General features: G+C 66.3%; 12 protein-coding genes and 1 riboswitch. Of the genes, 8 read left to right on the top strand and 4 right to left on the bottom strand.

The window, feature by feature from the left end; genetic code table 11:
* Positions 1–39: 39 nt before the first annotated feature.
* The gene (locus tag FLL57_RS22930) at positions 40–756 is read right to left on the bottom strand and encodes a DUF938 domain-containing protein (RefSeq protein WP_142884270.1); all 717 of its coding nucleotides are present in this window, start codon (positions 754–756) and stop codon (positions 40–42) included.
* Positions 757–888: 132 nt separating this feature from the next.
* Positions 889–1,093: riboswitch (cobalamin riboswitch) on the top strand.
* A 108-nt stretch (positions 1,094–1,201) separates the two neighbouring features.
* On the opposite strand from FLL57_RS22930, the gene FLL57_RS22925 reads away from it, so the two are divergent.
* The 3 genes from FLL57_RS22925 (at position 1,202) to FLL57_RS22915 (ending at position 4,074) form a co-directional block, all read left to right on the top strand.
* A complete protein-coding gene (locus tag FLL57_RS22925) occupies positions 1,202–3,223 on the top strand; it encodes a TonB-dependent receptor plug domain-containing protein (protein WP_142884105.1) in 2,022 nt (673 codons plus the stop codon).
* Positions 3,224–3,402: 179 nt separating this feature from the next.
* Entirely contained in the window at positions 3,403–3,690 is a 288-nt protein-coding gene (locus tag FLL57_RS22920; protein WP_013504624.1) for a hypothetical protein, read from the top strand.
* A gap of 171 nt (positions 3,691–3,861) precedes the next feature.
* Positions 3,862–4,074, top strand: coding sequence for a hypothetical protein (locus FLL57_RS22915; protein ID WP_142884104.1), 213 nt, complete (start codon positions 3,862–3,864; stop codon positions 4,072–4,074).
* Here the strand turns inward: FLL57_RS22915 and FLL57_RS22910 are convergent.
* Complete coding sequence (locus tag FLL57_RS22910) at positions 4,071–4,250, bottom strand: hypothetical protein (RefSeq protein ID WP_142884103.1); 180 nt, start codon at positions 4,248–4,250, stop codon at positions 4,071–4,073. The two genes, FLL57_RS22915 and FLL57_RS22910, sit on opposite strands and share 4 nt — an antisense overlap.
* A 229-nt stretch (positions 4,251–4,479) precedes the next feature.
* On the opposite strand from FLL57_RS22910, the gene FLL57_RS22905 reads away from it, so the two are divergent.
* From FLL57_RS22905 to FLL57_RS22885, 5 genes are all read left to right on the top strand, one after another.
* A complete protein-coding gene (locus FLL57_RS22905) occupies positions 4,480–5,700 on the top strand; it encodes an ABC transporter substrate-binding protein (RefSeq protein WP_142884102.1) in 1,221 nt (406 codons plus the stop codon).
* 254 nt (positions 5,701–5,954) lie between these two features.
* A complete protein-coding gene (locus tag FLL57_RS22900) occupies positions 5,955–6,608 on the top strand; it encodes an ABC transporter ATP-binding protein (RefSeq protein ID WP_142884101.1) in 654 nt (217 codons plus the stop codon).
* A complete protein-coding gene (locus FLL57_RS22895) occupies positions 6,605–9,070 on the top strand; it encodes an FtsX-like permease family protein (RefSeq protein WP_142884100.1) in 2,466 nt (821 codons plus the stop codon). The genes FLL57_RS22900 and FLL57_RS22895 overlap by 4 nt, the downstream gene beginning before the upstream one ends.
* Positions 9,060–10,145, top strand: coding sequence for a lipocalin-like domain-containing protein (locus FLL57_RS22890; RefSeq protein ID WP_142884099.1), 1,086 nt, complete (start codon positions 9,060–9,062; stop codon positions 10,143–10,145). Before FLL57_RS22895 ends, FLL57_RS22890 begins: the two co-directional genes overlap by 11 nt.
* 64 nt (positions 10,146–10,209) lie before the next feature.
* Positions 10,210–10,602 (top strand): MAPEG family protein, encoded by a 393-nt coding sequence (locus FLL57_RS22885; protein WP_142884098.1) that lies wholly within the window; start codon positions 10,210–10,212, stop codon positions 10,600–10,602.
* A 189-nt stretch (positions 10,603–10,791) separates the two neighbouring features.
* Here the strand turns inward: FLL57_RS22885 and FLL57_RS22880 are convergent, their stop codons facing one another.
* Together FLL57_RS22880 and FLL57_RS22875 are read right to left on the bottom strand one after the other, a co-directional pair.
* Complete coding sequence (locus FLL57_RS22880) at positions 10,792–11,985, bottom strand: ABC transporter substrate-binding protein (protein ID WP_142884097.1); 1,194 nt, start codon at positions 11,983–11,985, stop codon at positions 10,792–10,794.
* 85 nt (positions 11,986–12,070) lie between these two features.
* Entirely contained in the window at positions 12,071–13,756 is a 1,686-nt protein-coding gene (locus FLL57_RS22875; protein ID WP_142884096.1) for an outer membrane beta-barrel protein, read from the bottom strand.
* Between the last annotated feature and the right edge of the window lie 35 nt (positions 13,757–13,791).

The raw sequence follows: 13,791 nt of genomic DNA, 5'->3' as shown, positions 1-13,791 counted from the left end.
GGCGATTGCGCGCGCATCATAGGGCCGGGCCGGGCGCGATCAACCCGCCGCAGCACCGCCGGCCGCATCGGCCCCCGCCGGTTTTGCCCGTACAAACACCAGGATCAGGTTGTTGGCCGGCATCTCGACGATCTCGCTCAGCGTCAGACCGGCGCCGGCAGCCAGGCGTTCCAGATCCGCCACGTCGCGCACGCCCCATTCCGGATTGGCGTCGCGCAGGCTGGTGTCGAACACCGCATTGCTGAGCGCGGTGTGCCTGCCGTCCTGCTTGAACGGCCCGTACAGCACCAGCATCCCGTCGTGGCGCAGCAGCCTGCCGGCGCCGGCCAGCAGCCCTTCGGCGACGCGCCACGGCGCGATGTGCACGACGTTGGCGCAAAACAGCGCCAGCAGCGGCCCGGGCGCGGTTCCCTCCACCGGCGCGACCGACCAGGCGGAATCGGCCAGATCGATCCGCTGCGGCGGCCGCAGATTGACCAGCGCCGCATCGGCACGCCACGCGGCAATACTCTCCAGATGCCGGTCGTTGAGATCGCTCGGCCACCACACGATCGACGGATGCTCGCGCGCCAGTGCGGCGATATGCTGGCCGGTGCCGCTGCCGGCTTCGAGCACGTCGCCCTGCCGGCCGGCGAGCAGCCGGGCCAGCACGGCGCGGATCGGCGCGTCATTACGATGAAACGCAGCGGCATCGAGCCGGCCGTCGGGCTCGACGCGCCGTCCATCCTTGCCGAACTCCACCACGAATTCCGCCATCGCCACCTGCCGCATCCGCTATCGTGCGAGGTGTACAGACCCGGCTGTTACACGCAAGTCACAGCCGGTCACAATCCGACCACGATTGGGCCTGTTCGCCGCCATCGGCGAATTGACTCGCGAATCCCGGGACTCCTAGATGGAGGCGACGGTTTCCCGAAAGGGGATGAAAAGGGAATACGGTGCGGACGCAGACACTTTCGCGTTCTAGGCCGTAGCTGTTCCCGCAACTGTAAGCGGATCGTCTTTCGTCGGATGCCACTGGGAACCTCGGTCCTGGGAAGGCGACGGAAGATCAACCGCGAGCCAGGAGACCTGCCGTCATTCGTGGTCACACGCGAAGTTGCCGGCCGGGAATTGCAGGCATTGTCTTCACCGCTTCCGAACAAGCCGGTGAGACCTCGTTCGCTGTGACGTGCCACAGACGTCAGCCGAGGTTGATCCCATGCATTCCCGTCCCGCCGCGCCGCGGCCCTGCTCCGCCCTTTCGCGCGCGCTTCTCGCCTCCACCATTCTGGTGCCTTCACTTTGGCTCATCACGCCTGCCACCGCGCAGGACGTGCTGCCGGAAATCGTCGTCAGCGCCACCGCGACCGAGACGCTGCGCGAGCGGGTGGCCAGCTCGGTGACCGTGATCACCGCCGACGATCTCGCCCGCTATCAGCAGCGCACCGCTGCCGACGCGCTCAGCATGGTGCCCGGCCTCAATGTGGTGCGCACGGGCGGCCCCGGCGGCTCGACCTCGATCTTCATGCGCGGCACCAACTCCAACCACGTCAAGGTGCTGATCGACGGCATCGACGCCGGCGATCCGAGCAAGCCGAACGGCGCCTATGATTTCGCCAATCTCCTGACCTCCGACATCGAACGTATCGAAGTGCTGCGCGGCCCACAGAGCGGCCTGTACGGCTCGGACGCGATCGGCGGCGTGATTTCGGTCGTGACCAAGCGTGGCAGCGGACCGGCCAAGCTCACCGGCTCGATCGAAGGCGGCTCGTTCGGCACCTTCAACCAAGCCGCGCGCGCCGCCGGCTCGCAGGACAATTTCGACTACGCCTTCAACGTCGCACATTATCGCACCACCAACCTTCCGGTGACGCCGCTCGATCTGCTCGCGCCGGGCCAGCAGCGCAACAACGACAACTACGACAACCTGACTTATTCGACGCGGCTCGGCGTCCGCGCCAGCGACGAACTCGCCTTCAACTATGTCGCCCGCTACACCGACGCCCACAAGGGCTTCACCGGCGACGACTATTCGCGCTATCCGAACTCCTTCCCCGAGACGCTGCAGAGCACCATGGCAAGCCGCGATTTCATGACCCGCGGCGAAGCGGTGTGGTCGCCGCTCGGCAATTTCACCAGCACGTTCGGCGTCAGCTACAGCAACCAATGGAATCGGACGTTCAATCCGAACCCGGACTTCACCACCAACATCTTCACCTTCGCCACCGGCATGTCGCCGCCGAGTTCGTACACCGGTGAACGCACCAGGTTCGACTGGAAGGGCGTGCTCGATGTCGGCTATGGTCAGAAGCTGGTGGTCGGCACCGAACGCCAGGACGAGACGATCCGCACCAATTCGGTCGGTGACTACGATTTCGCCGGCAACTACCAGCAAAAGATGCTCCACGCCCGCACCGGCAACACCGCCGGCTTCGTCGAGCTGCAGTCGGAATTCACCAAGAACTTCTTTCTGGTCTCCAACGTGCGCTACGACGACAACGACAGCTTCGGAGGGCACTCGACCTGGCGTGTCGCTCCGGTGTTCATCGTGCCGACCCTCGAGACCCGGCTGAAGGCGACCTACGGCACCGGCTTCAAGGCGCCGACGCTGACCCAGCTCTATGTCAACAACCCCGCCTATGCGACGATCGGCAACCCGGCGCTGAAGCCGGAAACCAGCAAGGGCTACGACGTCGGCTTCGAGCAGCCGCTGTTCGCCAATCGCGTCGTTTTCGGTTCGACCTACTTCAACAACGAGATCAACGATCTGATCAATTCGACCGGCTACGACGTCACGCTCGGCGGCTACAGCTACAAGAACATCGGCATGGCGCGCACCTCGGGCGTCGAGTCGTTTGTGTCGTGGCAGGCGACCGAGACGCTGCGCTTCCGGGTCGATCACACCTATACGCACGCCATCGACCAGACCACCGACCAGAAGCTGCGGCGGCGTCCCGACAACAAGATGACGATGGCGGCGATCTGGAATCCGGTCGAGCGCGCCACGGTGTCGGCGACCGTGCTCTACACCAGCTCGTGGGTCGACTACGACCGGTTCGGCACCACGCTGCTCGACGCGCCGTCGTTCACCACCGTGAACCTGGCGGCGAGCTATGAGGTCGATCAACACGTCACCGTGTTCGGCCGCATCGACAACCTGTTCGACAAGAAATACGAGGTGCCGGTCGGCTTCCTGCAGCCCGGATTCGGCGCTTTCGCGGGCGTGCGCGTCACCAACTAGCGCTCATCGTGGTCCGCCGCCGTAAGATCCGGCGGCGGAGAAGACCGGCGCGACGTTCCGGCACGCCTGGTTTGGCGCGAAACCAATGTCGAAGAGCCTCCGTTCGCCGAAAGGCTGTTCGGAGGCTTTTTTCGTGCTATCACGCCGCCTCCCGATTGGACCGCAATTGAACTGGAAGAATGACGAACGACGACGATCATAAAGTCGGCGGCGTCGCTGAAAGCGACGGCGCAAAGACCGAACGCGAGGCCGCAGCCAAAGCGGTCCTCGACAATATGGCACGCCTGCGCGCCCTGCGGCTCGCACGCGAAGCCGCGATGCCGCAATCCGCGACATCGGGCAAGACCCAGCGCGCCAGGACGACGGCCTCGACCACCAAGCGAGGCGCCAAGAAGGCCGAGGACGACAAGCCGCGGCCGCTGTCGGAGTGGCTGGCCGACCAGCAGAGCTCGGGCCGGCGGACCTGATCCGAGGCCGGGCCCGCGCCCGGCCCGAGGGCGATGCGAAAATCGCGTGCGAGCTCTGACGAATCCGCTCTGGTCTCGGCGCTGCAATCGCAGTTGAAATAAGAGGACAGCAACGCTGGTTGCGTGTGCGCTCCGTCCCACCCGCGCCGGCCATCACGGAACCGAGCCCCAATGATCGGCTTCCTCCGCAAGCGACGCAAGTCCGCCGCTCCGGGCCGGGACAAGAGCTCCGGCCGCGGCGGCGAAGCCGACCCGGCGAAGCCGGAGCAGCAGCCCAAGCCGGATCAGCAGAAGCCGGCTGCGGCCGTGGAAGACGACCCTTACGAAAGCGGGGACATCTGCGCGCCGGCTCGCGATCGCGACGACTACACCAAGGATCTCTAGCGTTCGATTTCGGCGCGTTGTCTCCACGCGAACCGTTTCCACCCGGCGGGAAGGCCGGCTGCGCCACCGCGCAGCGGATCCCGGCGCGATGCCTGGCGAACTCCGAGCGCGGTGAAGACGGGCGCGGTGATATGCTCCCCGTCGGACAACAGCACGCGCAGCCGCAACGTCGCCATCGTTGTTATCGCCCGAGCCTGCTACTCGACGATCGCCCGTCAGCGATTAGTCCGCTTCATGAAATATGCGCGGCTGCTGCAGCCGCGCTGCTCCGTCGCGGCGCAATTCAATTGAACCGCAGCGGTTGTCGTGAGACCGTAAGCAGGATCGTACCGACAACAACAAGACCGGGCGATCGATCTGCCAGCCCGCACCGCAGAGTGCGGCTTTCAACGAGAGGAAACGCATTTGTCCATCCGCACCTCGCTCCTGCTTGCCAGCGCCGTCGCGCTCGCCGCAGCCCAGCCCGCCCTCGCCCAGAAGCAATACGGTCCCGGCGTCACCGACACCGAGATCAAGATCGGCCAGACCATGCCTTACAGCGGCCCGGCCTCGGCCTACGGCGTACAGGGACAGGTCCAGAACGCCTACTACGCGATGATCAACGCCAAGGGCGGCATCAACGGCCGCAAGATCAACCTGATCAGCCTCGACGACGCCTATTCGCCGCCGAAGACGGTGGAGCAGACCCGCAAGCTGGTCGAGCAGGAAGAAGTTCTGGCGATCGTCGGCACCGTCGGCACCCCGACCAATTCCGCTACTCAGAAATATCTCAACGCCAAGAAGGTGCCGCAGGTCTTCATCTCGACCGGCGCGGCGAAGTGGGACGATCCGAAGAACTTCCCGTGGACCACGCAGCTCTATCCGCCCTACCAGATGGAGGGCATGATCTTCGCGAAGTATCTGCTGAAGCACAAGCCGGACGCCAAGCTCGGGGTGTTCTCGCAGAACGACGATTCCGGCAAGGACTACGTCAAGGGCCTGAAGGACGGGCTCGGCGACAAGGCCAAGACGATGATCGTCAAGGAAGTGACCTACGAGGTCACCGACCCGACGGTCGATTCCCAGATCGTGGCGCTGAAGGCCTCGGGTGCCGACACGCTGTTCACGATGGCGACGCCGAAATTCGGCGCGCAGGCGATCCGCAAGGTGCACGAATTGAACTGGAAGCCGCTGAACTTCGTCGTCAGCGTCGCCAGTTCGATCAAGGGCGTGCTCGAACCCGCCGGGAGCGAGGCGTCCACCGGACTGCTCACCGCGCTCGCGATGAAGACCCCGACCGATCCGCGGTTCGAGAACGACGCCGACGTCAAGGAGTTCAGGGAATTCCTCGCCAAGTGGTTTCCGAAGGGCGACATCGCCGACGGCAGCGTCGTGATCGGCTACATCTCCGCCTACATGACGGTGAAGACGCTGGAGGCCTGCGGTGACAATCTCACCCGCGACAACCTGCTGAAGCAGGCCACCAACATCAAGCCGACCACGGCTCCGCTGCTGCTGCCGGGCATCAAGATCTCGACCCGCCCGGACCGCTACGCACCGTATACGCAGATGCAGATCGCGCGGTTCGACGGCAAGAGCTGGGTGCCGGAAGGCGAGATCTTCAACACCGACGCGGCGAGCCAGTAAGGTCCGCCCGCGGACCGATCGTTGCGCCGAGGTCGCGACATCGCGATGGCCGGGCTCGTCCCGGCCATCTTCGTCCATGCCGCCAGTCAGGCCCCGCGTCGCACCCCGGTCGGCGCCGCAGCCGCCTCGTCTTGAGTGGCCGGCGCCGGGCCCCATATCAAGCGGCGAATGGGCCCCGACTGGAAGGCAATGATGACCGGAACGCTCCGGCGCGGACCGCGCGCTGAGGTCGCCAATCTGCGCGGATCGCGCCGATGCTGATCGTCTCCGGGCTGACCAAATCCTATGCGTCCGGCCAGGACCGTGTCGCGGTACTGCGCGGCGTCGATCTGGCGGTGCCGCCCGGCGAGAGCGTGGCGTTGACCGGCGAATCCGGCAGCGGCAAATCGACCTTGCTGCATCTGATCGCCGGCCTCGATCAGCCCGATGGCGGCGCCATCACGTTCGGCGAGGCGACGATCTCGACCATGCCGGACGCCGAGCGCGCCGCGTTCCGCCGCGAGCGGCTGGGCCTGGTGTTTCAGCAATTCAACCTGATCCCGAGCCTGACGGTAGCCGACAACCTGTCGTTCCAGTCGCGGCTCGCCGGCCGCCACGACAAGACCTGGCAGGCCGAGCTGATCGAGCGGCTCGGGCTCGGCGCCCTGCTGAAACGCTATCCGGAGCAATTGTCCGGCGGCCAGCAGCAACGCGTCGCGATCGGCCGGGCGCTGGCGATCAAGCCGCTGCTGCTGCTCGCCGACGAGCCGACCGGCAATCTCGACGAGGCCACCGCCGACGACGTGCTGGCGCTCGCCACCGATCTGGTCCGCCGCACCGGCTGCGGCTTCCTGATGGTGACGCACAGCGAGCGGCTCGCCAGCATGCTGGACCGGCGGGTGCATCTGCACGCAGGGCTGATCCATTGAGGCGGGCGCTGTGGATCCTCGCCGTGCTGCTGAGCCACTGGCGACGGCATCCGATGCAGCTTGCGACGCTGGCGATCGGCCTGATCTCCGCCACCGCGCTGTGGAGCGGGGTGCAGGCGCTGAATGCCCAGGCTCGCACAAGCTACGACCGCGCCGCCGCCGCGCTCGGCGGCAACCGCACCGCGACGCTGGTGGCGCGCGACGGCGGCAGCTTCTCCCAGCAGCTCTATGTCGACCTGCGCCGTGCCGGCTGGCAGGTGTCGCCGGCGGTCGAGGGCGCGGTCCGGATCAGCGGGCGCTCGCTGCGTCTGCTCGGCGTGGAGCCGCTGTCGCTGCCGATCGAGGCCAACGCCGCCCCTGCGCTCGGCACCGCAGATCTGCGGGGTTTCATCCTGCCGCCGGGCCAAACCCTGGTGGCGCCGGAAACGCTGCGCGAAATCGGCCTGACCGATGGCGAGACGCCGGAACTGCAGAACGGCCAGCGCCTGCCGCCGCTGAGACCGCAGGCCGAGATCGCGCCCGGGGTGCTGGTGGTCGATATTGGCATCGCGCAAAAGCTGCTCGACATGCCGGAGCGGTTGTCGCGGCTGCTGGTCGGCAGCAGGACCGCCGCTCCGCGGCCGCCGCTGCAACAGGTCGTCGGCGACGCGCTGCAGCTCGATCAGCCCGACGCCACCACCGAGCTGGAGCAGCTCACCGACAGCTTCCATCTCAACCTCACCGCGTTCGGGCTGCTGTCGTTCCTGGTCGGACTGTTCATCGTCAATTCGGCGATCGGGCTCGCCTTCGAGCAGCGCCGGCCGATGCTGCGCACCTTGCGGGCCTGCGGCGCCTCGGCGCGGCAGCTCAACGCCGTGATGGTGATCGAACTGTGCCTGATCGCGCTGTTTGCCGGGCTGATCGGTCTGGTCTGCGGCTATCTGATCGCCGCGACATTGCTGCCGGACGTTGCCGCCACCTTGCGCGGACTTTACGGCGCGCAGATTCCCGGCGAGCTGTCGCTGCGGCCAGAGTGGTGGCTCGCCGGCATCGCCATCAGCATCCTCGGCACGCTCGCCGCCGCCTCCGCGGCGCTGATCAAAGCGGCGCGGCTGCCGGTGCTGGCGGCGGCGCAACCCTATGCCTGGCAGCAAGCGCAGCATCGCTGGCTGATCGTGCAGGCGGCAGCCGCACTCGCGGTGTTCGCGGCCGGCGCCGGCTTTCTGTGGTTCGGCGATTCGCTGCTGTCGGGTTTCGCGGTGCTGGCCGCGATCCTGCTCGGTGCCGCGCTCGGGTTGCCGGCGATCCTCGGACTGGTGCTCGCGCTCGGCGAGAAGCTGGCGCGCGGCCCGCTGACGACCTGGTTCTGGGCCGACAGCCGGCTGCAGCTTTCCGGCCTGTCGCTGGCGCTGATGGCGCTGCTGCTGGCGCTGGGGGTCAATGTCGGCGTCGGCACCATGGTCGAGAGCTTCAGCCGGACCTTCCAGCGCTGGCTCGACGGCCGGCTCGCAGCGGAAGTGTATCTCAACGCCGCCAGCAACCAGCAGGCCGCCGAAATCCGCACGTGGCTGAAGGGACGACCGGAAGTCACCGCTCTGCTGCCCGGCGCGCGCACCGAGGTGAAGCTCCAGGGCCAGCCGGTGGAGCTGATCGGGTTCGCCGACGACGCTACCTATCGGGATCACTGGCCGCTGCTCGAACACACCAAAGACGTCTGGGACCGAGTGGCGCGCGGCGATGCGGCGCTGGTCAGCGAGCAGCTCTGGCGCCGGCTCGGCGTCAAGCTCGGCGACCGCATCGTGGTGCCGACCGACCGCGGACCATGGCCGGTCGAGGTGGTGGCGATCTATGCCGACTACGGCAATCCCCGCGGCCAGCTCGGCGTCGCGTTCGACGCGCTGACCGGACATTTCCCCGACATCGCCAGAACCCGCCTCGGCCTGCGGGTCGATCCCGCCCGGGTGCCGGCACTGATCGAGGCGTTGCGCGAGAACTTCGCGTTCGGCGAACGCAGCCTCGCCGATCAGGCAACGCTGAAGGCGATCTCCAAGCAGATCTTCAGCCGCACCTTCGCGGTGACGACCGCGCTCAACGCTTTCACGCTCGGCATCGCCGGCGTGGCGCTGCTGACCAGCCTCCTGACGCTCGGCGCATCGCGGCTGCCGCAGGTCGCCCCGCTGTGGGCGATCGGCATCACCCGCCGCCGGCTGGCGCTGATCGAACTGATGAAGACGCTGGCGATGGCGGCGATCACCGCGCTGGTGGCGCTGCCGCTCGGCCTGATGGTGGCCTGGTGTCTGATCGCGGTGGTCAACGTCAAGGCTTTTGGCTGGCGGCTGCCGTTCGAAGTGTTTCCGTTCGAACTCGCCAAGCTGGTCGGCGTCGCGCTGCTGGCGACACTGCTGGCGGCGGCGCTGCCGATCCTGAAGCTGGTGCGGATGCAACCGGCGCGGCTGGTCAAGGTGTTTGCCGATGAGCGCTGACCGCATCAGCCGCCGCAGCTTCGCCGTCTCCCTGCTCGCCGCGGCCGTCGCGTCGCCGCGAGCTGCGGCCCAGGGTTTCGCCGGCCTCGGCAGCGACGCCGGCGAGTTCGCGCCGGTGGTGCGCGGTCGCAAGCTGGTGTTTCCCGACGATCACGGCCCGCATCCGGAGTTCCGGATCGAATGGTGGTACCTCACGGCCAACCTGAGAGATGCATCAGGCAACGCCTATGGGGCGCAGTGGACGCTGTTCCGTCAGGCGATGACGCCGGGCCCGCAACGCGGCGGCTGGGCCAATCAGCAGAGCTGGATGGCACATGCCGGCGTCACCGGCGCCGGAATGCATCGCTTCGCCGAGAAATTTTCGCGGGGCGGCGTCGGCGTTGCGGAAGTCGAGGCGGCGCCGTTTGGGGCCGTGATCGACGACTGGGCGATGCAGGCGACCGAATCGATGCAGGCCGAGACATTGTCGCCGCTCTCGGTCACCGCCAGCGCGGCCGATTTCAGCTACGCACTGAAGCTGAGCGCCGACAGGCCGCTGGTGCTGCAGGGCGACAACGGCTACTCGCGCAAGTCCGAACGCGGCCAGGCCTCCTACTACTACAGCCAGCCGTATTTCACCGCGTCCGGCACGCTCACTCTCGATGGCCGCGCCATTGTGGTCGAAGGCGTGGCCTGGATGGACCGCGAATGGTCGAGCCAGCCGCTCGCCTCCGACCAGACCGGCTGGGACTGGTTTTCGCTGCACCTGTCCTCCGGCGACAAGGTGATGCTGTTCCGGCTGCGGCAGCGCGACGGCAGCAATTACTTCGCCGGCAACTGGATCGGCACCGACGGCCGCTCGGTGCCGCTGTCGCCGGATCAGATCACGCTCGAACCGCTCGGCTACACCACGATCGGCGAACGCAAGCTGCCGACACGCTGGCGGGTGGCGGTCGCCGGACATGATCTCGCGATCGAGACGACGCCGCTCAACCCGACGAGCTGGATGGGCACCAGCTTCCCGTACTGGGAAGGGCCGATCACCTTCAACGGTAACAGGAGCGGTGTCGGGTATCTTGAGATGACAGGGTATTGAGTTCAAGCTGCGCACAACCGGCGGCCATCAGCCGGGCGAGAACGAACCTAGCGGGAGCCCTTGGATGTTTCATTACACCACGATCGCCACCCTTCTGGCGTTGATGTTCTATTTCTACACCTCGTTGCAGGTCGCGCGGGCGCGGATGCTGTACGGCGTCAAAGCGCCGGCAATCACCGGACACCCCGAATTCGAGCGGGTATTCCGAATACAGGCCAATACGTTGGAATGGATGCCGATCTTCCTGCCGTCGCTGTGGCTGTTCGCCTACTATCTCAGCGACGCGATCGCGGCCGTGGCGGGCGCGGTGTGGATCATCGGACGGATCCTCTACATGCTGGGCTATGCCGAAGCCCCCGAAAAGCGCGGCCTCGGCTTCGCCGTGCAGATGGTGGCGACCGCCTTCCTGTGGGGCGGCTCGGTGTACGGCGTGGTGCACCAGATGTTGGGGGCTTGATCCGAGCATAGCGAGCTCCCTCTCCCGCTTGCGGGAGAGGGTTGGGGTGAGGGCGCCCCAGGCAGTGACTCAGCGATCCGCAGAGAGGAGTGCACTCATCGGATCGCTACGCGATCCAACCTCTCCCGCAAGCGGGAGAGGTTGCGCAGCGCTCGGCACCGGCTCTCACTACAAAGGCTCGACAAGCGCTCACTTGGTGAGCGGGCAGCCGCTTTCCGCCGCAGTCGGGAACGCCTTGTCGCCCGGCACGGTGGCGAGCAGCTTGTAGTAGTCCCACGGCTTCTTCGACTCTTCCGGCTTCTTGACCTCGAACAGATACATGTCGTGGACGAAGCGGCCGTTGGCCAGCACCTTGCCGGACGCGAACGCGTCGTCGACCGGCAGTTCCTTCAGCTTCTTGGCCACCGCGTCGGTGTCCTTGGTGCCGGCAGCCTTGACGGCTTTCAGATAGGACAGCGTCGCCGAATAGGTGCCGGCCTGAATCATGCTGGGCATCCGGTTGGTCCGTTTGAAGAACCGCTCGGCGAACTGCCGCGATTTGTCGTCGCGATCCCAGTAATAGGCTTCGGTCAGCACCAGCCCCTGCGCCGCCTTGAGGCCGAGACCGTTCACTTCGGCGATCGTCATCAACAGGCCCGCCAGCTTCTGGCCGCCTGCGACGATGCCGAATTCAGCGGCCTGCTTGATCGAGTTGGCGGTGTCGAGGCCGGCATTGGCGAGACCGACGACCTTGGCTTTGGACGCTTGCGCCTGCAGCAGGAACGAGGAGAAGTCAGAGGAATTCAGCGGATGCCGGACCGAGCCGAGCACCTTGCCGCCGCTGGCGAGAACGATCTCGCTGGTGTCCTTCTCCAGCGCATAGCCGAACGCGTAGTCCGCGGTGAGGAAGAACCAGCTATCGCCGCCGGCCTTGACCAGCGCGCCGCCGGTGCCGACCGCGAGTGCATGGGTGTCGAACGCCCAGTGGAACCCGTAAGGCTGGCAGGCATCGCCGGTGATCCGCGAGGTCGCGGCGCCGACCACGATGTCGATCTTCTTCTTTTCCTTCGACAGATCCTGGATCGCCAGCGCTACCGACGAGGTGGTGAGCTCCGTGATCATGTCGACGCCGTCGACGTCGTACCATTTGCGCGCGATCGCAACCGCGTTGTCGGGCTTGTTCTGATGATCGGCGGAGATGATCTCGATCTTTTGCCCCAGCACCTCGCCACCGAAATCCTCGACCGCCATCTTGGCGGCTTCAAGCGACCACTTGCCGCCGTAGTCGGCATAGACGCCCGACTGGTCGTTGAGGATGCCGATCTTGACGCCCTGCGCCGAGGCCGGCGTGACGGCAACGAGGGCCGTGGCCGCGAGCGCGGCGGAAAGAAGTTTGAGTTTCATGGCGTGCCTCCCAGTGTTTTGGTTGGCGCGCAGCTTAGTTAGGAAAAATGCCGCTGCCCAGCGGATTGTGCAGCAGCGACAGCCGTTAGAGGCCGTCGAATTTGTAGGCCGCCTGCAGGAAAGTTCCGTATCGTTCGGTGCGCGTCGGCAGCGTCTGGCACGGACACTCGGTGCCGAAGATGTTGGTGTAAGCGTTAGTGGTCGCCCACATCGCCCAATACCGCGCGCCGGCGCCGACGCTGAACGCATTCGTGACCTGATACGACAGGATCGCCTCGAGCTGCACGCCCTGCCCGGTTCCCCGCTCCGGCGAAACCGTATCGGTGACATCGGTACGCAGCACGTGGTTGTCGGTTCCGAACATCTTCAGATAGGGCAGATAGGCGGCGTCGGCGGAGAGCTTCAGCCCGCGGCCTAGTCCGAGTTCGCCGTTGAATCCGACCCGCAGCGAATGCCAGGTGTTGTTTTCGGTCATGGCGAGAACGCTGTTCGAAATCGGCTGCGCGCAGATCAGCGACGTGGCGCCCGCCGTCTGAACGCAGCCATAGGCCGACTTGTTCTCGCGATAATAATTGTAGCCGACGAAGCCGCCGAACTTGTACCCCGGCCCGCGCAGCAGATCGTAGCCGACATCGAGCGTCGCATAGGCGATGCTACCCTTGACCGGGTCCGACAACGTGTTCGAGTAGGGGATGCCGTCGGTGGCGATCCAGTCCTCGTCGTTCATGTGCCCGCTCAGCAGGGTGCCGCCGCCGGCGAAGCCCTTGAGGAACGTGTCGTAGGGACCATCGACCCGGCCGAAGGCTTCGCCCGATGCGGCGGTGCTTTGATAGGTCAGCCGCGAGATCAGGAAGTTCTGAGCGCCCTGATCGACCGTCGCGCCGAGATCCTTCTGGAAGCGTCCCGAACTGTACCAGACCCGGCCGCCGACCTCGACCGCGCCGCGCTCGACGACATCGACCCCGGCCTGGCTGCCGCGCAGATGATAGTCGTCGAATCGCGCGTCGACATCGCCGCCGAATTTGAGATTGAGACCGACCTTCACGGCGTGCAGGTCCTGCTCGACCTTGCTGGTGCCCTGCGGGGTGGGGAAATAGCCGACGCCCGGCACCAGCCGGAAGCTCGATGGCGTCGCCATGTCGCGGCTGCCGAAATCGGCGTAGCCGTATTCGAGCTTCACCGACCAGGCCGGCGCCAGCGCCCGTTCGATGCCGGCGCCGACGGTCCAGCCCCAGCGGCCGTTATCCGCATCGGTCGAATGACCGAGCGGATAGCCGACGGTAATATCGAGCCGCTCGCTGAGGAAGGCGGCGCCGGCTTTGGCATAGAGCAGCGTCCGGCCGCCGCGGCCGGTGACCAGGCCGGCACGACCGGTCAGCGTCGCCAGCGCATCCTGACGGACGCGACAATTGGACGAAATGAACAACCCCGACGACGCCATGCAGGTGTCGGTGCCCTTGGCGTTCATCGAGCTGAGATCGGCCTCGACGCCGATCAGCCAATTCGCGTTCGGCTGGTAATTGTAACCGACCTGGATGCCGGCGAGTGCCGCCGGGCTGCGGACGTTGCCGCCGTACAGACCGGGGCCGGCGGGATCGCTGAAGCTCGACGAGCCGAAGCTGCCGCCGACATGGACGCCCCAATACAGCCCGGTCCAGTTCCACTGGACCGGCGCAGCAGGCATGAGCGGAGGAAAGCCCGGCATGTCGGCCGCTGCGGCCGGCGAGATCACCGTCGCAAGCGCGGCTGCGGTAACAAGGATTCGTCTCATGGCATCACACTCTGCTCGGCACAACGATGCCGAGC

It is taken from the genome of Rhodopseudomonas palustris (genome assembly GCF_007005445.1).
Classification (GTDB): domain Bacteria; phylum Pseudomonadota; class Alphaproteobacteria; order Rhizobiales; family Xanthobacteraceae; genus Rhodopseudomonas; species Rhodopseudomonas palustris_G.
This window is presented reverse-complemented; position numbering and strand designations above follow the sequence as displayed.